The 19,556-nt window shown below is 60.7% G+C and carries 20 protein-coding genes and 1 tRNA gene; 13 read left to right on the top strand and 8 right to left on the bottom strand.

The features are described 5' to 3' along the window. Nucleotides 1-35 precede the first annotated feature (35 nt). From HSW_RS12045 to HSW_RS12070, 6 genes are all read left to right on the top strand, one after another. The gene (locus HSW_RS12045) at nt 36-608 is read left to right on the top strand and encodes a fasciclin domain-containing protein (RefSeq protein ID WP_044002135.1); all 573 of its coding nucleotides are present in this window, start codon (nt 36-38) and stop codon (nt 606-608) included. Nucleotides 609-774: 166 nt separating this feature from the next. Further along, complete coding sequence (locus tag HSW_RS12050) at nt 775-1,425, top strand: flavin reductase family protein (RefSeq protein WP_044002136.1); 651 nt, start codon at nt 775-777, stop codon at nt 1,423-1,425. 59 nt (nt 1,426-1,484) lie between these two features. Beyond that, on the top strand, nt 1,485-1,880 hold the full coding sequence (locus HSW_RS12055; protein WP_044002137.1) for a DUF4259 domain-containing protein: 396 nt from the start codon (nt 1,485-1,487) through the stop codon (nt 1,878-1,880). Nucleotides 1,881-2,026: 146 nt separating this feature from the next. Beyond that, a complete protein-coding gene (locus HSW_RS12060) occupies nt 2,027-3,076 on the top strand; it encodes an aldo/keto reductase (RefSeq protein WP_044002138.1) in 1,050 nt (349 codons plus the stop codon). Between the two features lie 132 nt (nt 3,077-3,208). Continuing rightward, entirely contained in the window at nt 3,209-4,204 is a 996-nt protein-coding gene (locus HSW_RS12065; RefSeq protein ID WP_044002139.1) for an aldo/keto reductase, read from the top strand. A gap of 140 nt (nt 4,205-4,344) precedes the next feature. Beyond that, nucleotides 4,345-5,259 carry a helix-turn-helix domain-containing protein gene (locus HSW_RS12070; protein WP_044002140.1) on the top strand — a complete coding sequence of 305 codons (915 nt, stop codon included), beginning with the start codon at nt 4,345-4,347 and terminating at the stop codon, nt 5,257-5,259. A 79-nt stretch (nt 5,260-5,338) separates the two neighbouring features. Here the strand turns inward: HSW_RS12070 and HSW_RS12075 are convergent, their stop codons facing one another. The 3 genes from HSW_RS12075 to pdxH form a co-directional block, all read right to left on the bottom strand. Next, entirely contained in the window at nt 5,339-5,962 is a 624-nt protein-coding gene (locus HSW_RS12075; protein WP_044002141.1) for a Maf family nucleotide pyrophosphatase, read from the bottom strand. Next, the gene (locus HSW_RS12080; RefSeq protein WP_044002142.1) at nt 5,943-7,265 is read right to left on the bottom strand and encodes a DUF1015 domain-containing protein; all 1,323 of its coding nucleotides are present in this window, start codon (nt 7,263-7,265) and stop codon (nt 5,943-5,945) included. The genes HSW_RS12075 and HSW_RS12080 overlap by 20 nt, the downstream gene beginning before the upstream one ends. 132 nt (nt 7,266-7,397) lie before the next feature. Then, a complete protein-coding gene (gene pdxH, locus HSW_RS12085) occupies nt 7,398-8,048 on the bottom strand; it encodes a pyridoxamine 5'-phosphate oxidase (RefSeq protein WP_044002143.1) in 651 nt (216 codons plus the stop codon). Between the two features lie 248 nt (nt 8,049-8,296). Here pdxH and HSW_RS12090 point away from each other — a divergent pair, with 248 nt between their 5' ends. The 6 genes from HSW_RS12090 (at nt 8,297) to HSW_RS12115 (ending at nt 14,278) form a co-directional block, all read left to right on the top strand. Next, nucleotides 8,297-8,863: a YqgE/AlgH family protein gene (locus HSW_RS12090; RefSeq protein WP_044002144.1), complete on the top strand. Its 567-nt coding sequence runs from the start codon at nt 8,297-8,299 to the stop codon at nt 8,861-8,863. Between the two features lie 47 nt (nt 8,864-8,910). Continuing rightward, a complete protein-coding gene (locus tag HSW_RS12095) occupies nt 8,911-11,208 on the top strand; it encodes a DUF349 domain-containing protein (protein ID WP_052346383.1) in 2,298 nt (765 codons plus the stop codon). A 154-nt stretch (nt 11,209-11,362) separates the two neighbouring features. Beyond that, a tRNA-Thr gene (locus HSW_RS12100) sits at nt 11,363-11,435 on the top strand. 153 nt (nt 11,436-11,588) lie between these two features. Beyond that, entirely contained in the window at nt 11,589-12,902 is a 1,314-nt protein-coding gene (locus HSW_RS12105) for a tyrosine-type recombinase/integrase (RefSeq protein ID WP_044002145.1), read from the top strand. A 188-nt stretch (nt 12,903-13,090) separates the two neighbouring features. Then, the gene (locus HSW_RS12110) at nt 13,091-13,834 is read left to right on the top strand and encodes a hypothetical protein (protein WP_052346384.1); all 744 of its coding nucleotides are present in this window, start codon (nt 13,091-13,093) and stop codon (nt 13,832-13,834) included. A gap of 27 nt (nt 13,835-13,861) precedes the next feature. After that, complete coding sequence (locus HSW_RS12115) at nt 13,862-14,278, top strand: STAS/SEC14 domain-containing protein (RefSeq protein WP_044002146.1); 417 nt, start codon at nt 13,862-13,864, stop codon at nt 14,276-14,278. A 22-nt stretch (nt 14,279-14,300) separates the two neighbouring features. On the opposite strand, the gene HSW_RS12120 is transcribed toward HSW_RS12115, so the two are convergent. The 3 genes from HSW_RS12120 to HSW_RS12130 all read right to left on the bottom strand — a co-directional run bounded on the left by HSW_RS12120 (nt 14,301) and on the right by HSW_RS12130 (nt 15,611). Next, the gene (locus HSW_RS12120) at nt 14,301-14,582 is read right to left on the bottom strand and encodes a hypothetical protein (protein WP_044002147.1); all 282 of its coding nucleotides are present in this window, start codon (nt 14,580-14,582) and stop codon (nt 14,301-14,303) included. A 257-nt stretch (nt 14,583-14,839) separates the two neighbouring features. Continuing rightward, on the bottom strand, nt 14,840-15,160 hold the full coding sequence (locus HSW_RS12125) for a hypothetical protein (RefSeq protein ID WP_044002148.1): 321 nt from the start codon (nt 15,158-15,160) through the stop codon (nt 14,840-14,842). A 121-nt stretch (nt 15,161-15,281) separates the two neighbouring features. Next, nucleotides 15,282-15,611 carry a hypothetical protein gene (locus HSW_RS12130; RefSeq protein ID WP_044002149.1) on the bottom strand — a complete coding sequence of 110 codons (330 nt, stop codon included), beginning with the start codon at nt 15,609-15,611 and terminating at the stop codon, nt 15,282-15,284. A gap of 481 nt (nt 15,612-16,092) precedes the next feature. On the opposite strand from HSW_RS12130, the gene HSW_RS12135 reads away from it, so the two are divergent. Beyond that, nucleotides 16,093-16,758, top strand: coding sequence for a S24 family peptidase (locus HSW_RS12135; RefSeq protein ID WP_231501287.1), 666 nt, complete (start codon nt 16,093-16,095; stop codon nt 16,756-16,758). A gap of 342 nt (nt 16,759-17,100) precedes the next feature. Here the strand turns inward: HSW_RS12135 and HSW_RS12140 are convergent, their stop codons facing one another. Together HSW_RS12140 and HSW_RS12145 are read right to left on the bottom strand one after the other, a co-directional pair. Further along, the gene (locus HSW_RS12140; RefSeq protein WP_044002151.1) at nt 17,101-17,808 is read right to left on the bottom strand and encodes a LytR/AlgR family response regulator transcription factor; all 708 of its coding nucleotides are present in this window, start codon (nt 17,806-17,808) and stop codon (nt 17,101-17,103) included. After that, the gene (locus HSW_RS12145) at nt 17,805-19,478 is read right to left on the bottom strand and encodes a histidine kinase (RefSeq protein WP_052346385.1); all 1,674 of its coding nucleotides are present in this window, start codon (nt 19,476-19,478) and stop codon (nt 17,805-17,807) included. Before HSW_RS12145 ends, HSW_RS12140 begins: the two co-directional genes overlap by 4 nt. Nucleotides 19,479-19,556 lie beyond the last annotated feature (78 nt).

The following is a 19,556-nucleotide window of genomic DNA, read 5'->3' on the forward strand; positions in this document are numbered from 1 at the left end:
TAGTTCCAACCCACGTCATTTTTCTATTCTTTTTCATGAAAAAGCACCTGCTTTCCCTCTCATTCATTGCCCTGCTGGGCACGGCCTCCGCAACTTCCGCTACGGCTCAGGCCAAGATGACGCCCGGCACCGTATCGGTAGGCGGCCAGGCAATGTACCCCAACAAGAATATCGTGGAAAATGCCGTTAACTCGGCCGACCACACAACCCTGGTAGCTGCCGTGAAAGCTGCTGGCCTGGTAGAAACGCTCCAGGGCAAAGGTCCCTTTACCGTATTTGCGCCCACTAATGCCGCCTTCACAGCCCTGCCCGCCGGCACCGTGGAAACGTTGGTGAAGCCCGAAAATAAAGCCACGCTCACTAAAATCCTGACCTACCACGTAGTGGCCGGCAATATGACCGCCGACAAAATTATGGCGGCCATCAAGGCCGGCAAAGGCACTGCTACCCTAAAAACGGTGAGCGGTGGCACGCTGAAAGCCATGATGAACGGCCCGAAAAACGTTGTACTTCAGGACGAAAAAGGGAATATTTCCACTATTTCCACCTACGACGTAATTCAAAGCAACGGCGTAATTCACGTAATTGATAAAGTGCTGATGCCGTAAGTTACAGCACCCCAAATAAAACACCGAAAGGCTTCATAGTTTAACTATGAAGCCTTTCGGTGTTTTATTTGGGGTTCACAAAAAAAGAACAAACTAAAAATATTCAGCAGACTTTTCCGCAGGTTGTCGGTTACAAAGGCTATTGTCTTCTCACTCCTACCACCATATGTCCCATTTTACCGCCTCCGACCTCGCCCAGCTTGAGAAAGTATACCGGCTGAATCTGGTTAACGCCATTACCGGATTCAAACCGGTTAACCTACTGGGCACTGCCGACGCGGCGGGCCGCACCAATCTGGCCATTATCAGCTCCGTTGTACATCTGGGCTCTAACCCGGCCCTGCTGGGCCTCATTATGCGGCCGCCCACCGTGGAGCGCCATTCTTACGACAACATCCGAGCGACGGGCCGCTATACTCTCAACCATGTGCACACCGACATGGCCGGCGCGGCGCATTATACCTCCGCCAATTTCCCCCGGGAAGTATCCGAGTTTACGGCCTGCGGCCTGACCCCGGAATACCTGGATGGCTTTGCCGCCCCGTACGTGCAGGAAAGCCGGCTGCGCATTGGGCTGGAACTGGTGCAGGAAATCCCCATTGAAGCCAATGGCACAGTTCTGCTCATTGGGAGTGTGCAGCATGTGTACCTGCCGGAACAGGACGTGCTACGCACCGACGGCTCGCTGGATCTGGCGGCGGCCGGTACCGTGGCCCTCAGCGGCCTCGACACGTATTACGAGGCTACGCCAGTGGCCCGCTACGGCTACGCCCGCCCCCACCAGCCTCTGCCGGACCTGCCACTCACGGATAAGTAAGCGGTAGCCGGCCGGTAACACGTATCTTTAGGCCCCTGTCCTTTCCTGCTGCACTTCTTATGAGCACTTCCGGCTTTCGCAACTTTGATAACGACGACGCGGCTGATTTTCTGGCCGACTTTGCCGATGACCCCAGCGAAGTGCTCCTGCTGGAAGCCCTGATTACGGCTGCCGAGGAAGAAAAGCACCTGGAGGCGGAAGCCGCCGGGGCCGCTCTGGCCGCCGCCGAAATTGTGGCTGCCTGGCTGGGCGACCCCACGCCCGACTTTCCGGCCGATGTGCTCGACCTCACGGAGGAACTGGATGTCAGCGACGAAGAGGCCCTGACCGACCTAGCCACCCGGGCCGTGCTGGCCGTACTGCGGAATTCTGAGTTGCTGGACCTCTGGCAGGCCTCCGATGAACTGGCTCAGTGGCAGGCGACGCAGGAAAATCTGCTGGCGCGGCTGGCCTGAACTGTCCCCTACGACGGCCATGCGAGCAGTGCAGCCGGGGCGTTTTGTATTGCAGAACCGGCTGTTTGTATAACGGCGGCCAGTAGCCGGCGCCGGACCTTTGAGCGTATGGATAGTTCTATCCAGCACTAACCGCTCAGATACAGATGCAACTCACTAATTTCCGCACCCTCGGCCGCTCCGGCCTCGTTGTCAGCCCGCTCACACTGGGCACCATGACCTTTGGTACGCCGCGCTGGGGCTCTGCCGATGAGGTTTCCCAACAGATCTTCAATGCCTACGTGGACGCGGGTGGCAACTTCTTGGATACGGCTGATGTGTATGCCAAAGGCCGCAGCGAAGAGCTGGTGGGCCACTACATCAAGGAACGCGGCCTGCGCGACCAACTGGTACTGGCCACCAAGTTCGCCTTCAACACCAGCCCCGGCAACCCGCACGCTGGCGGCAACGGCCGCAAAAACATCTACCAGTCGCTGGAAAGCTCCCTGCGCCGCCTCCAGACCGACTACGTGGACCTGTACTGGCTGCATGCCTGGGATATGGTCACGCCCGTGGAAGAAGTACTCCAGACCCTCGGCGACCTAGTGCGGGCGGGTAAAATCCGCTATTTCGGCTTTTCGGATATTCCGGCCTGGTACGCCACCAAGGCTGCCACGCTGGCGCAAGCCCACGGCATTCCGGGTCCCATTGCGCTGCAGCTGGAGTATTCGCTGGTGGAGCGCAGCATTGAGCGGGAACACCTGCCCGCCGCCCGGGAGTGCGGCCTCGGGGTACTGCCCTGGAGCCCCCTGGCCGCCGGATTCCTGGCCGGCAAGTACCCGCGCGAAGCCCCCAAAGCCACCGGCGAAGGCCGCCTCACCGGCAGCAACCCCTTCGGCGACTCCAAATTCACGGACCACAACTGGCAGGTGCTGGAGGTGCTACGCACGGTGGCCGCCGAGCTGAACCGCCCGCTGGCGCAGGTGGCTCTGGCCTGGGCCTCGGCACAACAAGGCATTACCTCACTTATTCTGGGCGCCAGCAAGCTGGAGCAACTCCATGATAACTTAGCCTCATTGGAAGTCCGGCTTACGCCCAGGCAGCTCCAAGCCCTGGACGAGGCCAGCGCCCCGGCTCCTACGTTTCCGTACCCCATTTTTACGCCGGCCATTAACAAAGGAATTTTCGGGGGCCACTCGGTGCAAGGCTGGCAGTAGAAGGGACCAGATTAGAGGCAGCACCCGCGTTTTGTGTTGCAGAAGCGGCAGTTTGTATAACGGCGGCCAGTAGCTACTGCCAGACCTTTGCAGGGTAAGTTGAATACCCTCACTCAACCCCCAACACATCCGATGAATACCATCACACGCGTAGCCCTGGGCAGCCAGGGCCTGGAAGTACCCATCGAAGGCCTGGGCTGCATGGGCATGACGGGCGGCATTAATGGCATGAGCGTGTACGGCGAGGCCGACGAGCAGGAAAGCCTCGCGACCCTCAACCGGGCGCTGGAACTGGGCATCAACCTGCTGGACACGGCTGACCTGTACGGACCGATGCACAATGAGCGGCTGGTGGGGAAAGCCCTGGCTGGCCGGCGCGCCGAAGTCATTCTGGCAACCAAATTCGGGTTTGAAGTCGACGACCAGGAAAACTGGACCGGCGGCTACAACGGCCGGCCCGAGTACGTGCGCAAATCCATTGAACGCTCCCTGCGCAACCTGCGGACCGACTACGTGGACCTGTATTACCTGCACCGGCTCGACCCAGCCACGCCCATCGAAGAAACAGTGGGCGCCATGAGCCGGCTCGTGGAAGAAGGCAAAGTGCGCTACCTGGGCCTCTCGGAAGTACCAGCCGATATTCTGCAGCGGGCGCACCAGGTACATCCCATTACGGCGCTGCAAACGGAATATTCCCTCTTTGACCGGGGCGTGGAAGAGAATGGCGTATTGCAGGCCACGCGCGACCTGGGCATTGGCTTCGTGGGCTATTCGCCGCTGGGCCGGGGCTTTCTATCAGGTGAAATCAAGTCTCCCGATGACTTCGAGCCCACTGATTCCCGCCGCTTTTTTCCTCGCTACCAGGGGGAGAATTTCTACCGGAACCTGGCGTTGGTAGAGAAGCTACAGTCGATGGCCGCCGCCAAAGGCATAACAGCCGCGCAACTGGCCCTAGCCTGGGTTTTGGCGCAGGATGTGGTGGCCATTCCCGGCACCAAGCGGCGCACCTACCTGGAGCAGAACGTAGCCGCCGCCGCCATGCCACTGACGCCCGGGGAGTTGGCCGAACTGGATGCCATTCTGCCCGTGGGCAGCGCCGCCGGGCAGGCGTATCCGGAAGGGTTTTAAACCCGGGAACTTCCGAAACATTCTCCATCCGGCCGGGCTTGTCAAAGTAGCGTCGTTTCTGCTTGCCCAGCCAACGGGGCAGCAACAGACTGGCGCGGCCTTGACAAGCCCGGTACGACGTACTTACTTCATCACTTCGCATGCGACATCCGGCTAAAGAGTTTCGGGTACTGGCTTCGGTTTCCGACTTCACCCAGCATTTCGGTTTTCCCAATCCGGCACACCCGCTGCTGACGGTGATTGATCTGGCGCAACACCGCCGGGTGCTGCCTCCTACCGGCCCGGCCTTGCGGCAGCTGTATATCATCTCCCTGAAAAAGAACCTGAAGGGCCAGATGCAGTACGGCCGTCGGTCCTATGATTTCAGCGAAGGAGTCCTGGCCTTTTACGCCCCCGGCCAGCTCTGCGAAGGCAATGAGGAACTGGACCTCTCGGAGCTCAGCGGGTGGATGCTGGTCTTTCACCCCGATCTGCTCCACAAATATCCACTGGGCCGGAAACTGGCCGGTTTCGGATTCTTTTCCTATCAGGTACACGAGGCCCTGCACCTCTCTGACCAGGAGGAGCAGACACTGGATGGGGTAGTAGAAATCATCCGGCGAGAGCACACGCAGCCCGTCGACGGCTTTACCCATGATGTGCTGGTGGCCCAGCTGGAAGTCCTGCTGAACTACGGCAACCGTTTCTACCACCGGCAGTTTCTGACGCGCCGCCCCGCCGAGCACGACCTGCTCAGCCACTTTGAGGAGCTGCTCGCCGCCTATTTTACCCAGGCCACGGAACAGCCGCTGCCCAGCGTGCAATATTTCGCCGACGCCCTGCACGTTTCACCCGCCTACCTCAGCGACATGCTCCGGAGCCTCACCGGCCAGAATACCCAACAGCACATTCATTACGGCCTTATCGAGAAAGCCAAGCAACTGCTGCTCAGCACTTCGCTGTCCATCAATGAAACGGCTTTCCAACTAGGTTTTGAGTATCCGCAGTATTTCACCCGCCTGTTCAAAAGCAAAACCGGCCTCACCCCGGCCGCTTTTCGGTTATCGGTGCAGTAGCACTTAGACAGGACGCAACAAAAGCGGCCGGCTTATCATCTGGATAGGCCGGCCGCTTTTGTTGCGTTGATTGCATTGGCTACAGCCCCACGGCTCCCAGCTTCTCCATCTCCTCCCATACGCGGTGCACGGGCAGGCCCATTACGTTGAAATACGAGCCTTCGAGCCGAGTCACGGCCACCATCCCAATCCAGTCCTGGGCCCCGTAGGCCCCGGCTTTATCAAGGGGTTGATACTGGCGCACGTAATGCTCGATTTCCGCGAGGCTGAGGGCGCGGAAATGCACCCGGGTCTGGTCGGAGAAAACCACCCGGCGGCCGTCGCCGCAGAGCAGGCAGACGCCGGTGTACACGTCGTGGGCGCGGCCCTGCAGGCGCTGGAGCATCTGCACGGCCTCGGCCTCGTCGGCAGGCTTGTTGAGCACGTCGTCATCGAGGCACACAATGGTATCGGCCGTAATAACCAGCTCATCGGGGGCCAGGTCGGAGGCGTAGGCGCTGGCTTTGTGGGCGGCCAGGTACTCCGCCACTTCCGCCCGCACCAGGTGGGCCGGGAAACTTTCCTCTACTTCCCGCAGCCGGATTTCATACGTCAGGCCCAGTTCCGTGAGCAGCTGGCGGCGGCGGGGCGAGTTGGATGCCAGCACCAGCCGGGGCCGGTGGGGGCTGACGAATGAGGCGGTATCAGGAGCGGAAAGCGGCATAGAACGGCGCGGAAGTTTCGGCCTCCTGAATACTGCTAAACAGGAAGCCACCAATGGTTTTGGGGTAAAAGAACGTGGATTTGGGGGGCATCACGGAGCCGGAGTGGCACACGGCTTCCACCTCCGCCATGGTTACCTCGTTGGTGATGAAGGCGGCCCGGGCCTCGCCCCGGTCTACGCGGGTCAGGCACTCGGGAAAGTTGCGCACGTAGGCAATGCCCGGCCACTGGCGCTGCGCCTCGGGGCCGGTTACGCCCAGCACTTTTTCCAGCACAAAGTAATGCAGCACCGTCAGGTCCAGGGCTTTTACCTCGGGGGTGGTATCCCAGGCTAGCAGCTCGTGCACCTCCGGCCGCAGCCGGATTTTATATGCCTGCCCTTCGCCTAAGTACAGCCCGAAGGCCCAGGGCTTGCCGGCAATGCGCTCGGGCAGGTCGTAGGCATCTTCCAGGGGCAGCACCGTAAAGTAGGGAGCCAGCCGGGCCAGCAGCTCGGCCGAAGTCAGGCCGCCGGGCAACTCCAGCACGAGCCGGTGTGTGGGCAGAATCCGCAGGTCGTCGGCCGCTGCGTTGGTGAGGTACATAAGGTGAAAATTCCAGGCTTCGTGCCCGGTGTACGCGGCCCCGGCCGCCGCCCGCCGCGCCTGCCGGTAGGCCAGGGAGCCTTCGTAGCGGTGGTGTCCGTCGGCCAGAATTACCTCCCGCTGCGCCAGTACCTGCTGAAACTGACGAATAATACGTACATCCTGAATCACGGCCAGCACGTCGCGCGCGCCCTGGTAATCTTCCTCCGTCTGGTAGAGCGGGCTACGCATGGCCTCATCCATGTAGTGCTCCAGCGCAAATGCATCGTCGCGGTACAGGCCGTGGGTGGCGCTGGTCTGGAACTCGGTGCGGGCCAGCAGCTCGGCCCGGTCGTTGACGGCAGCGGGCAACGTATTCTCGTGGCGCAGCACCACATTTTCGGTCCAGTCGGTGGCCCGGATGTGGCACATGAAGCCTTTGCGGCAATACTCGCGGGAGCTGCCCGCCAGCCGGAAATACTGATAGTACACGTAAATACCCGGCAGCTCATCCTGCAGGAGCACGCCCCGCTCCTGCCACTCCCGCAGGCGCTGCGCGGCCGCCCCGGCCGCGTCCTCGCCCCGGGGCACCGAGAGGTGAATACTATTGAGCGGATTGCGGTACAGCGCCTCCCGCTGCTTCACCGATACCACATCAAACAGCGGCGACACATACGCGTCAATCTGCTGGCTCAATTCTGAGTTGTAGCGCCAGCCGCGCAGGGGTTGAATTTCAGCCAAGAATTTAGGAGAGTTATGAATGCTGAGAGTGGTAGTATGAGTTGAGCAGTTGCCGCTGCTGAGGATCGAACACTGAACATTGAATGCGAAAACATTCTACTTCATACTTCCACTCTCAGCATTCATACTTCTTCAAGGAGCCAGACGGCTGATGCGCCAACTGCCACCGTGCAGCTCGTACACAATCCGGTCGTGCAGGCGGGAGGGACGTCCCTGCCAGAACTCCACCCGTTGCGGGCGCAGCACATAGCCGCCCCAGTGCGCGGGGCGCGGCAGCGGCTGCTGCCCGGCAAAGCGGGCTTCTACGTCCTGCTCCCGCTGCTCCAGCTCCTCCCGGCTGCGGATGGGCTGGCTCTGGGGGGAGGCCCAGGCCCCAATCTGACTACTGCGCGGCCGGCTCTGGAAATACTCCGTGGATACCTCTTCCGACGCTTTTTCTACCCGGCCCTCCACCCGTACCTGCCGCTCCAGCCCGGGCCAGAAAAACGTAATGGCCGCCAAGGGGCTGGTAGCCAGCTCCTGCCCCTTGCGCGACTCGTAGTTGGTAAAGAACAGAAAGCCCTCTTCTTCGGGCAGGCCCTTGAGCAGCACAATACGCGCGGCTGGCTGACCAGCCTCATTCACGGTCGACAGGGTCATGGCGGTAGGCTCGTCGAGTTGAGCGGCCAGGGCCTCATCCAGCCAAGTCCGGAACTGCCGCACGGCATCGGGCTGCACGTCGGCTTCAGTGAGGGTGCGCTGGGAATACGTCTGGCGCAAATCGGCCAGCTGCTGATCAGTCATGGGAAATGCTGAAAACAAGAGCGGAGAAAGGAATGTTTGGCCGGGGGAAGAGCTGCGCTAAACGCATCTGCGGGCCGATAATCCGGCCGCAAGGTAGCACTTTGATGGCAGCTGACGGAACCCGCGCCCCCCTGCCCGTCGTACGCTCTATAAGCAGGAGCCGCTACGGTCAGTCCAAATCTTTTCCGTACTTACCTCTGCCCTGTCCGCCGTCACTTGCTCCCTCCTTCACCAAACCCCGACTTCCGATGCCGCGTCTTCGTCCTGGCAGTCTGCTGATTTCCCAGCCTTTCCTGGGCGACCCGAACTTTGAGCGTACCGTAGTGCTATTGTGCAGCCACTCGGACGAGGAAGGCTCTTTTGGGCTGGTCCTGAACCGGCCAGCAACGCTGCGGCTCGGCGATGTGCTGGAGCTGCCCGGCGGCGAAACGCTGCCGGCCACGCACATTCCGCTTGGCATCGGGGGGCCGGTGCAACCCGATACACTGCACTACCTCCACCAACAGCCCGACCTGCCGCAGGCCAGCCACCTGGGCGACCAGGTGTACTGGGGCGGCAGCTTTTCGCAACTGCTTGAGCAGCTCATCAGTGGTCAGGCCGCTCCCGATGACGTACGCCTTTACGTGGGCTACTCGGGCTGGACGGCCGGGCAGCTGGCGGAAGAGGTGCGGGAAAATGTCTGGATTGTGCATCCCAATGCTGCCGCGAAAGTATTTACTTTGACCACTGATGCCTTCTGGCAGTCCATTCTGCGGGAAAAGGGCGGGCGCTACCGCATGCTGTCCAACTACCCCACCGACCCCCGCCTGAATTAACGCTTTACCACCTCCCGGCCACCGGCCGGGCCTTCCTTCCGACTTGTATGCTACCTGATCAGAATTCCCCCGCCCCCACTCACTCCGACGACAGCGCGGAGTCGCCCCAGCAGATTCTGGAACGCCGCCTGGCCGAAATCCAAAACCGCCAGACCGAGCCCGAAGATATTACCGAGCGTCCGGCCCAGGGCACCCCGCCCCTGCCCGCCGAGCCTGTCGGGTCCGGTACGGCCGAGCCGGAAGCGGCTTCCTCTGCCCCCGAGCCAGACAGTCCCGAAGCAACAGCCGCGACTGAATCCCTCACCCACGTACCCGCAGATGCCGCTACCACTGAGGTGCATTCTGCCGGTGAGGCCCGCGCCATGGCGCATTATGGCACCACTTCTCCGGCCACCGACCAGCCTGCAACGCTCACTGAGGCAGTAGAAGCACCGGCCACTGCTTCGGAAGGAACGCCGCAGGACGCCGCCCTGCCCGAACCGGAAGCCCCGCACGTTACGCCGGTGGTTGAGGTAACCCCAGCCAACGTGGAAGCTGCCCTTGAAAGCGCCCCCACCGTTGGCTCCCTGCATACGTCCTCCGACGCGGCGGCTGCTGAGGAGGAAGAGGAATACGTACCGGAAGTGCCGGCTGTAGACTTTTCCACCTTGGATCTGCCAGCCCGGACGGCTCACTTGCTGCAGTTGCTGCGCCGCCCCGATGCCCGCCAGAACCGCAAGCAGATTTCCGACCTCTACCGCCTCTACGATACCCAGCTGCAAACAGAGCGTACCGCCGCCCGACAGCGTTTCGTGGATGAGGGCAACCAAGCCGAGGAATTTGCATATGCCGGCCCCGAAGGCCACCAGGATCTGACCAAAGCCTTCCAGGAGTTCCGTGACAGCCGGGCCCGTGACGCCAAGGCCGAGGATGAGCAGCGTACCAAGAACCTGACCCATAAGCAGTATCTCCTCTCCCAGCTGCGTACCCTGGTAGAGTCGGCTGAAACCAAGGACAGCTCGGCCCGCATCAAGGCCCTACAAAACGACTGGAAGGCCACCGGTCCCGTGCCCCAGAAAGAGGCCCAGGAGCTGTGGAACAGCTACCACGCACTGCTCGACATTTACTACAACAACCGCGGTCTGTTCTTCGAAATGAAGGAGCTGGACCGTCGCCGCAACTTGGAGGCCAAGGAAGTGCTCATTACCCGCGCCGAGGCACTCCAGCAGCAGCCCAGCATCAACAAGGCCCTGCAGGAGCTGCGGCAGCTACACGATGAGTGGAAACATATCGGCCCCGTTCCCAATGAGCAGCGCGAAACGCTGTGGCAGCGTTTCCTCCAAGCCTCGGAGCAGGTGCACAACCGCAAGCAGGAATTCCTGACAACCCGCCAGACGCAGGAAACGGCTAATCTGGAGCGTAAAACGGCGCTACTAGAAGAGTTGCGGCCGTTCGGCGAGTTCCAGACAGAGCGCGTAAACGAATGGCGCGCCAAAACCGACGAGCTGCAGAAGCTGAAGGAAGCCTGGGACGCCGCCGGCCTCGTGCCCCGCGATAAGGCCGAGCAGCTGAACCGACAGTTCTGGGGTGCTTACAAGGGCTTTTTTCAGAAGAAAAATCAGTTCTTTAAGGCTCTCGACGAGGAAAAAAACACCAACCTCAAGCGCAAGCTCGATCTATGTGAGCAAGCTGAGTCGGCTTTGCAGAGCCCCAACTGGGAGGAGGCTCGCGAAACGGTCATTCGCCTCCAGAAAGAATGGAAGCTGGTTGGCCGGGTGCCCGAGAAGCAGTCGGACAAGGTCTGGAACCGCTTCCGCACCGCCTGCGACGCCTTCTTTGACCGCAAAAAAGAAGAAACCCGCCAGCGCGAGCACCAGGTGCAGCAACTTGGCCAGGAACAGACCCAGCACCTCGCGCAGGTAGCCGAAGCCGTAACCGGCCTTTCTTCTGACCAGCCGGGCACGCTGGAGGGCTTCCGTCAGCACGTCAGCGAATGGCGGGCCTTCGACAGCGGTGCTCGCCATTCCGGGCAAGCGGAGGACAAGTTTCAGACGCTGATGGGCAAGTACCTCGACCAGGTACCGGGCCTCACCTACGCCGACCGCACAGACCTGCTGTTTGCGCTGCAGATTGAACGCCTCAAGTCGTCGCCCGACGCCCAGCAGCAGCTCTACAAGAAAGAGCAGACGCTGCGACGGGAAATCAACGAACTGGAAAACGACATTTCGACCCTTAAAACCAACCTGGAGTTTTTCGCCCGCTCCAAAAATGCCGGCCAGCTCCGGGAGGAATACCAGGGCCGCATCAATGAAGCCCAGGCGCGGATTGACGGGTTGAAACGCCAGCTGCGGGCCGTAAGAAGCTAGCTTCACCCTGTATTTCAACAAAACACCGCGCTCTGTTAAAAGGCGCGGTGTTTTTATTTTTCGGCAGGTCAGTTAGTTAGTTTTTTTCAGCAGGAAATTTCAGCGAATTACTTGCCCTGTTCGCCTGCAACGCCTACTTTTGTGCCACCTGAATGCCTCCTTAGCTCAGCTGGTAGAGCAACTGACTTGTAATCAGTAGGTCGTTGGTTCGATCCCGACAGGAGGCTCATTTATTCACTACCGGAATGCCCGGAAACTTGCTCCTCGCGCTGCGAAAGCTGGTTTCCGGGTTTTTTGCGTCTGGGGGTACTCGGTTCTCTGGGCGCGAATCTTTCAACTCTGGGTGGGAGTCACGCCCCCCTTACGCCCCCTATACCGGTATGGTGACGCAATTCACGCTTCGCACCGACAAAAAAGACAGCACGGGACGGTGCCCCGTGCATTTGGCAGTTTACTTCGACGGCTTGCGCCTGCGCTGCGCCACCGGCGAGAAGTGTAAACCGGCCGACTGGAACGAGGACCGGCAGCAGTTCCGACGTTCCTATCCGCTGGCCGAAGATGCCAACGCCCTGCTGGCCCGCATGGCCTCCGATATGCTGGCCTGGTGGCGCGCCGTGCGCGCCGCCGGCGAAACCCCTACGCTGGCCGGCCTGAAAGCCGCCCTGCGGCCGGCCCCGGCGCCCACGCCCGCCCCCGAGCGGCTGGTGGTAACGGAAATTATGGAGTTTCGCGAAGTCATGCGCCGGCGCGGGCTGATGTGGAACACGCTGCGCCATTATCTGGTCACGGCCAACTGGCTGCGCGACTTCGAGCGGTGGGCCGGCCGCAAGCTCACGGTCAGCGGTTACGACCTGGCCACCCACGATCTGGTGCTGGCTTACCTGCGCCACGAGCGGGCCCTCAGCCCAAATTCTCTGTACACCGTGGGCAAAGACCTACGGCGGCTCTTCGGCTACCTGCGCGATGAGCGGGGCCTGACGGTGAGCGTGGAGCCCCGGAAGCTGCGCGTGGCCTGTCAGGACACGGAGAAAGTGTACCTCACGGGGCCGGAGCTGGAGCGCCTGCGCGTGACGGTGCTGCCCACCACGCTGGCACCGGTGCGGGACGTGTTTCTGTTCTGCTGCTATACCGGCCTGCGCTACTCCGACGTGCTGCAGTTGCACGGCGGCAACGTGGAGGCCCTGCCCGACGGCTCGGGACGGGTGCTGCGTCTGACCCAGACCAAAACCCGCACCCGGGTGAGCGTCTACCTGACGGCCGCCGCCACGGCCCTGCTGGAGAAACACGCCGGCCCCGAGCGTGAAGGGCCGGGCGCGCGCCTGTTGCCCGTCTACCAGAACCAGGTGATGAACCGCTACCTCAAGCGTATCTGTCAGCTGGCCGGCGTTACGGCCGGCGTGGAAGTCGTGGAGGTGCGGGCCGGGCAGGTGATCAAGTCCATGCGACCCAAGCACGAGCTGATAACGATGCACACGGCCCGCCACACCTTCGCCACCCAGAGCCTGCTGCGGGGTATGCCGGTGGAGGTACTGCAGAAGATTCTGGGCCATGCCAGCATCAAGACCACGCTGGTGTACGCCAAAATCGTGGAGGACTTCCAGCACCAGACCATGCGCCGCATCTGGGAGGATGTCCCCACCCCGGCACCGGTGGCGGCCGACACCATCTACACCGTGGAATCGTCGGCGGCCTGATTTTTACCAGGCACTACCCCGGTCTACTAAGTGGGCCGGGGCGTTGCTGATATAGGGGAGCAACTGAAAAAAATAAAGATACGGCTTCACTTCACCCTGTTTGCCCGATCACCAGGTTGCGTGCCCAAAGGGGTAAGGTAGAGTGCCGACGAAGGCCGTCGGCAACTGTACCTTATCCCTTTTACCTGATGTTTACCCAAAAAATTGCGGTTCATCGGCTCAGCTCCCAGGAGCGCCATCTTCTTAGTCAGCAGCTGTATCCGCTGCAGGAACAACTTTTTACCGGCGTCGACTATGAGGCCTTCCGCCGTTACGTGGTAGATTCGACTGCCTGGCGTACGTGGATCTACCTGCAGCACTCGGAGCAGGGCGAATTGGTAGGCTACTTGGCCATGCACACGTTCCGGCGGGTAATCGACGGTAAGCGCCGCCAGATTTTCCGCATGGAAACCGGTAAGCTTCCTGCTTTTCGGGGCCAGGACCTGACCATTCTACGAGCCCTGGGACGCATGCTGCTGCATAGCCTCTCCGGGCTGCGCTACGATAGCTTCTTCTTCGCGTCCATGGTCTATCCGGCTTCCTACGCCATGGCGGCCAAATATGCTCCGCGGATCTGGCCGACTTTCCTACGGCCTACACCGGCCGACAAACAGACGCTGATGTTCGAGCTTGCGGCCAGTTTCCACCTGGCTCCCGTCAGACCCGAGGCGCCGTACGTACGATACGTCGGCTGGATCACGCGTGAGAGCGGCCCCCAACCCCAATGGAATTCGGCGGTCAATCATCATGCGGTGTACTTTGTCGAGGAAAACCCCACCTTCACCCAGGGGCACGGCCTGCTAACACTTATGCCGGCCTCCTTAACCGATATTTGCCGGGCCGTTGTCCGCCTGCTCATCGGCCGCAGTAAACGCGTACTGCGTCGCCTCTAAGCTTTTCCTTTACTGCTTCCTGCTTCCATGCTGTGCTTTGAAAATCCTGCCGGCCGTATTCTCCTCCATTCTACCTTCGTGCAGGTGGTCTGGAGCACGGGCCAACGGCAGGATGCCCACGTGATGGAGCTCATGGACCGACTGCTGGAAATTGGTCAGCAGCAGCATCTGGACCGCCTGCTGGTGGACCAGGGCATCATGGACTCCTGCTCCGTCGAGGTGGAAGTATGGTTTAAATACGACTGGCTGACGCGGGCCCGCCTGCAGTTCGATTTTGGCGCGGCCGCCATTCTGAGCGGCCGTAATCTGCTGGTACGTATGGCCACGCTTGGGATGCTACGGCACCTGCTGGGCTGGACCGGATCCTTCCAGATTCGGGTTTTCTCCAGCGGGCAAATGCAGGAAGCCGTTACATGGCTCAGCCAACCATCTCCCCGGGCTTAATACCCGGGGAGATGCACGGGCTTCACAAAGCGAAGAAGGCGGCGTTGTAGCCGAAAATCCCGCCTCGCTCGGTGCCACCCACCCAGATATAGGGTTCCAGACCAGCAAATTCAGCCTGGCACGACTGCAACGCCGGCATAATAATGCCCAGGTGGGTAGCCAGCGCTGCCTGACTATCGCACAGCAAGAGCCCCGTGTGGGTAGTAAAGTCCGCTTCTTTCCAGCCGTAATCAGCCGACTCCACATTGTACGTGGACTTTCGGCCAGCAAACAGGGCCAGTTCATACCCCTTTGCGGCAGCCATTCGCTGGGTTATCAGCCGGAAAAATGGCGTCCCCTCCGTAACAAATGACTGAGCCTGACGGCTCGTTGTAAAAATCGTTTGTAAGAGCACGCGGTAATAATGGAAAGTAATAGAGAGCTGCCAAGCGATAACGCCACAAGTTACGCGGCCTCCTAAAATAACAGCGCCAGTTGAGCGCAGAAACTAGCCGCGCAGCTGCCGCAGCCGAAGGCGTTGCCCGACGCGCACCAGCAGCAGCAGGGCCAGCAGCCCCGGAATCAGGAGCAGCAGCACCCAAGTGTTGGCCTCGGGATACCCACCAGAAATACGAGCAGGTTGGCCAGCACGTAGGCGGCCCCGCCTCCACCGGCCGCCAGCACCCGGATAGAAAGTTCATAGAGCGGGCGCAGCCGATAGTAGGCCGGGCTGTTGGCCGGCGTGGCGTGAAGGCAGGCGTGGTAATGGCAGTAGCGGGTACAGCGGGCCGAAACCCGGGCGGCCGTGGGCGGGTGCGGGGCGGCAGAGTTGACGGCGAAGCCCACCAGCAGCGGCAGCAAGGCCAGCAGGAAAGTGAGCAGCAGCGGGTGGAAAGCAGGCATAGGCGGAATCAGAGAACCCAACGGCAAAGAAGCACTTACAAACCATTCCGCCGCCGGGGTGGCCAGGGCGCAACCGCGGCAGCCAGCCTAGAAGATAGAATACTTTTTTCACGGGGTGGGGTCAGGGCTTGGGAGCTTTGACGAAAATGAAGGTGGACGAAGCTTCCAGATCGGAGTGAGTCATTGTTTGCAGCACATAACCTTCACCCATGAGCTTCATAACAACTTGCTGATAGGCGGCTGCCGTGGAGCGGATGCCCTTGTCGTTCAACCCACTCTGATATTCGATTTCTTCCACCCTATCCTTGCTGCGATAGATGATCAAGCGGCTGTTCGCCCCATTCCTTTCGAGGCTGCGCACAATAATTACGGATGGGTCCTCTCCAACGGCCCACGACGGCGAACTGCTTAGCATCAGCAGGCAGTTCATAGCATAGAATAGTTTTTTCATCGGGTACGAAAGTAGCAACCTTCTCTTACCTCACCACCGGCGCGCTCACCCTGCAGGATCCGCTGTTCGGCCTGCCCGCCGCCCAGTAAGTGGTGCTGAGCTCGGGCCGCGGCAACTTGGCCGAGACTGCTCACTAGCTCTACGCGGTCCTGCATCACCTTGACGCCCTGCGCCTGCGTCAACTGTCGGCCGAGTGGTTGCCTGGTGTCAGCCTTGCCCTGAATGAGCGCCTAGAGGGAGTGACTGCCCGCAGGTAACGAGGCCAGCCACGAATGCTTTTGCTCGACTTCCTGACATAAGGCCAACCAGTCCGAAGGCAGCAGGCCCCAGCCTCTTACCTGATCCTGCCGACCTATGGCAGCGCACTTATGCACAGTTGTATATATAATATTGTCTATTTTTTGCTTCATTACGTTCCCTAACAACCCTTGTTTCCAGAATACAGGAAATGATGGCCCACTACGGCTTAAATACCAACAGCATGGCCAAGCAGTTAGGCTACGCGGCAACCAGCAAGCTGCATGGCATCATGCAGGGCTCCGCCCCTTCCTTTGGCACGCTCAACGACATCCTGGAAAGGTGGCCGGACGTGGCGGCTGACTGGCTGGTGTTGGGCAAGGGACCAATGCTGCGCGGTGGCACGACGGCTGCAGCCCCGCAACCACAGGCCGCCCCGGTGGTAATGGACACGATGAACGAGCGGGGTGAGCAAAACACACTGTTTGTGCCGATTCCGGCCCAGGCAGGCTACACAATGCACCACCACGAGGCCGCGTACTATAAGCAACTCGATGCTTACCGCCTGCCGGGTTTCGAACACGGCGAGTTCCAGGCGTTTGAGGTTTCGGGCGACTCGATGGCCCCGACTATCAACCACCGCGATGTAGTAGTCTGCAGCCGGATGGCCGAGCTGCGGCTGCTGGAGCCGGGTGAGGTATACATAGTGGCAACGGCGGCCTCGGTGATGCTCAAACGCATCCGGACGCGGGTGCGGGCCACGGATACGGAAGTGACCCTGTTCTCGGACAACGCCAACCGGCCGCCCTATGAGATGGAAACCCGGGACGTGCGGGAACTATGGCGGGTGCAGGGCTACGTGTCGGGCTGCATCCCAAGCGCCCCCGACGTGACGGTGGAGCAGCTATGACAGGTGGTGGAAGCGCTGAGCCTGGACAAAAACGAAGTGCGGCGGCATCTGGTGGAAAACGCTCCCCCTGAGGCCCCCTCCAGAATTTAACATCTCTTCAAATTAAGCATATCTACCTGCTAAAAAGCAAGTTTCCGAGCATTCTGCAGTAGTGCTTAGAGCCCCGACAGGAGGCTGTTCTATTCACTACCGGAATGCCCGGAAACTTGCTCCTCGCGCTGCGTAAACAGAAGCAAAACAAGGCGAGAACATGCTTCATGTACCTGCTCGTCTATTTAGACGGGGTCCGGCTAGCCTGCTCTACCAGTGGGGAGTAGCGGTATCCTTGTCAAAGTAATCAGGTTAGCCCATTTTGCTACGCAGCTCCTTATAGCGGGAGCGGCCGATAGGCAGCAACTCGCCATTTTGGAGCAGCAGCTGGTAGCTGCTGCCTTCCTGCACGAGGATTTTTTCGACCTGCGCGAGGCAGACGATGTAGGACTTGTGGATGCGCTCGAAGGAGGCAGGCAGCAGCTGGGCCAGCTTTTCGAGAGACTTGTCGTGCAGCTCTTTTCTGCCGTTGTGCAGGTGCAGCTCGGTGTAAATGCCAGCTCCTTTGATGTAGCGCAGGTCTTTGATGTCAATCAATACCAAGCTACCCTGTTTCTTCACCGCGAGGAATTGGAGGGCGTTTTCGGACTTGCGAGCCGGCGAGGTGGGCGTGGTCAGGCGGGCGAAAGCCTGGGCGAGGCGTTCTTCGGTGAAGGGTTTAGGCACGAAATCGAGCACGCCGTGGGCGAAGGCGGTAATGGCTTTATCGGTGTTGGCCGAGACGATGATAGTATGAAAAGCCCCGGCCACCACGCTTTTCAGCAGATCGAAGCCGTCCTGGCCGTTCAGGTTCAGGTCGAGCAGCAGCAAGGCCGGCGGGGCGGTGGCCAGGGCGTGCAGGGCGGCGGGCAGGGCATCGCAGACGGTCAGGCTTTCGAGCCGGGCACCGAAGTAGTCGCGGGTCATGCGCTCCAGGCGCCGGGCAATGCGGGCCTCGTCTTCAACAAGCAGAATGTTCATGCGGCCGGGCCGATTTTGATGGACGTGAGCCAGCCTTCCGGCACGGCATGCGAATGGAATTCCCACCTACTGCCGAAGCTTTCCCGCAGGCGGGCTTCGATGTAGTGGAAGCCGGTGCCAGGCTGGCCGTCGCCGGCTTCGGGCTGTTGGTGGGCGCAGGTGAGCAGCGAGTAGTGCCGATGCTGGCCGGCGCGCTCAAAGCTAAGCCGGAACCGGATGCTGCCATCGGCCAGGGGCAGGCTGTGGGTGATACCGTTTTCGAGCACGGTGTGGAAGATGGCCGGCGGGATGAGGTCGGCGGGCTCGATGCCGGATGTTTCCAGCTCGTAGCGGATTTCCTTGCGAAACTGCATCACCCGCAAATGGTGACGGCAGAGCGCAATTTCCTGGCTCACGGGAATGAGCGTGGCCTCGGCAATGTCGTTGAGAATATCGAACTCCTGGGCCAGCGCATGGATGAAAACCGCGCCTTCCCGGGGCGAGTCCTCCACCCAGTCGAGCATGGAGGTGAGCGTGTTTTTGATGAAATGGGGCTGAATGTTTTTCTTGAGCAGCTCCAGCTTCAGGCGCGCCGACAGCAGTTGGGCGGCCTGGTGCTCGGTTTCCATGGCCCGCACCCGGATGGTGTGCAGGTAGAGCATGCACAGCACGAGCAGCATGTAGCCGATAAACAGACCGGAATCATAGAACAGGAAGTAATTGACCACCGCGCTGGCCAGCAGTCCGGCCAGCACCACGCCCGCTCCCCGGGCCTTCCGGATGATGGCCACCACCACCACCGCCACCGAGGCCAGCCACATGGTGTAGCTAAAGTACCTAGCCGTGAGGTCGTACTGATGCAGATGAAGGCCATAAATACTCAGGAGCACCGCCGCCATGCCCATGGCAAGCAGACCTTTTCGCGGGAGGTTAAACTGGATGGTGAAATACAGCGGCACCAGCAGGGAAATGGCGAACGTGAGCCAGCCAATAGCCTCCAGCCGCAGGTAAAACTGCGGATAGGGAATAGTGAGGTAGAACTTGATGTACTCCAGAATGAGCAGCGCGAAAAACAGAAAGCAGATGACGCTGAACACCAGCAGGGCGGGCTCCTTTCGGCGGCTGTTCAGCAGCAGAAACAGGTAGTAGATGGCCGCAATGAGGAAGGCGCCGGCCATCAGGTTCATGAACGACATGACGAGGAGCGGGCCTTGCAGCAGCCGCAGGTAGCCGTCGAGATGCACGTAGGTGCCGCGCTCATCCTCCGGCAGGTAGGCCTGGGTGCCGCGCAGGGCCACGAGGTGCCGGCCGGGCCGGGCCAGCGAATCCGGCACCAAATAGCAGCTGCTTTCCGTGCCGGGCACTTCGGCTGGCCGGCCGGTGGCCAGCTCGCCGTTCTGGCCGATACGGACGCCGTCCCAGTACACCTCGAACGCGCCGAACGCATTGACCTGCATGCCCAGCGGCGTGCGGGGGTTGCGTTGGTGCAGCGTGACCCAGGTGCGGACCCAGAATACGCGGGGGCCGGTAGGGCCGCGCTCCGGCTGCCAGTGGGAGTCGTCGTACGCCCGGACGGCCCAGCGTGGGTCGTCGCCGGGGCGGTACACGACGTCGGCCGGGGTGTAGCGCACTTCCGACTGGCAGGATGCCAGGGTGAGCAGCAGCAGACAAAAGTAAAGGAATCGGACCATGCGGTAAAGGTAGCAGGCGCCAAACAGCACTTTCCAGCCGTTTGCGAGGGCATAGAGCCGTTGGCATGAATTTGCTTC

It is taken from the genome of Hymenobacter swuensis DY53 (assembly GCF_000576555.1).
In the GTDB taxonomy this organism is placed as follows: domain Bacteria; phylum Bacteroidota; class Bacteroidia; order Cytophagales; family Hymenobacteraceae; genus Hymenobacter; species Hymenobacter swuensis.

Excerpts from the sequence above, each read along its gene's own strand:
- HSW_RS12140 (WP_044002151.1), bottom strand. The coding sequence starts at position 17,808 with ATGAACATTCTGCTTGTTGAAGACGAGGCCCGCATTGCCCGGCGCCTG.
- HSW_RS12060 (WP_044002138.1), top strand. The coding sequence starts at position 2,027 with ATGCAACTCACTAATTTCCGCACCCTCGGCCGCTCCGGCCTCGTTGTC.
- HSW_RS12055 (WP_044002137.1), top strand. The coding sequence starts at position 1,485 with ATGAGCACTTCCGGCTTTCGCAACTTTGATAACGACGACGCGGCTGAT.
- HSW_RS12095 (WP_052346383.1), top strand. The coding sequence starts at position 8,911 with ATGCTACCTGATCAGAATTCCCCCGCCCCCACTCACTCCGACGACAGC.
- HSW_RS12045 (WP_044002135.1), top strand. The coding sequence starts at position 36 with ATGAAAAAGCACCTGCTTTCCCTCTCATTCATTGCCCTGCTGGGCACG.
- HSW_RS12075 (WP_044002141.1), bottom strand. The coding sequence starts at position 5,962 with ATGCCGCTTTCCGCTCCTGATACCGCCTCATTCGTCAGCCCCCACCGG.
- HSW_RS12065 (WP_044002139.1), top strand. The coding sequence starts at position 3,209 with ATGAATACCATCACACGCGTAGCCCTGGGCAGCCAGGGCCTGGAAGTA.
- HSW_RS12135 (WP_231501287.1), top strand. The coding sequence starts at position 16,093 with ATGGCCAAGCAGTTAGGCTACGCGGCAACCAGCAAGCTGCATGGCATC.
- HSW_RS12050 (WP_044002136.1), top strand. The coding sequence starts at position 775 with ATGTCCCATTTTACCGCCTCCGACCTCGCCCAGCTTGAGAAAGTATAC.
- pdxH (WP_044002143.1), bottom strand. The coding sequence starts at position 8,048 with ATGACTGATCAGCAGCTGGCCGATTTGCGCCAGACGTATTCCCAGCGC.
- HSW_RS12070 (WP_044002140.1), top strand. The coding sequence starts at position 4,345 with ATGCGACATCCGGCTAAAGAGTTTCGGGTACTGGCTTCGGTTTCCGAC.
- HSW_RS12145 (WP_052346385.1), bottom strand. The coding sequence starts at position 19,478 with ATGGTCCGATTCCTTTACTTTTGTCTGCTGCTGCTCACCCTGGCATCC.
- HSW_RS12090 (WP_044002144.1), top strand. The coding sequence starts at position 8,297 with ATGCCGCGTCTTCGTCCTGGCAGTCTGCTGATTTCCCAGCCTTTCCTG.
- HSW_RS12115 (WP_044002146.1), top strand. The coding sequence starts at position 13,862 with ATGCTGTGCTTTGAAAATCCTGCCGGCCGTATTCTCCTCCATTCTACC.
- HSW_RS12105 (WP_044002145.1), top strand. The coding sequence starts at position 11,589 with ATGGTGACGCAATTCACGCTTCGCACCGACAAAAAAGACAGCACGGGA.
- HSW_RS12125 (WP_044002148.1), bottom strand. The coding sequence starts at position 15,160 with ATGCCTGCTTTCCACCCGCTGCTGCTCACTTTCCTGCTGGCCTTGCTG.
- HSW_RS12120 (WP_044002147.1), bottom strand. The coding sequence starts at position 14,582 with ATGGCTGCCGCAAAGGGGTATGAACTGGCCCTGTTTGCTGGCCGAAAG.
- HSW_RS12110 (WP_052346384.1), top strand. The coding sequence starts at position 13,091 with ATGTTTACCCAAAAAATTGCGGTTCATCGGCTCAGCTCCCAGGAGCGC.
- HSW_RS12130 (WP_044002149.1), bottom strand. The coding sequence starts at position 15,611 with ATGAAAAAACTATTCTATGCTATGAACTGCCTGCTGATGCTAAGCAGT.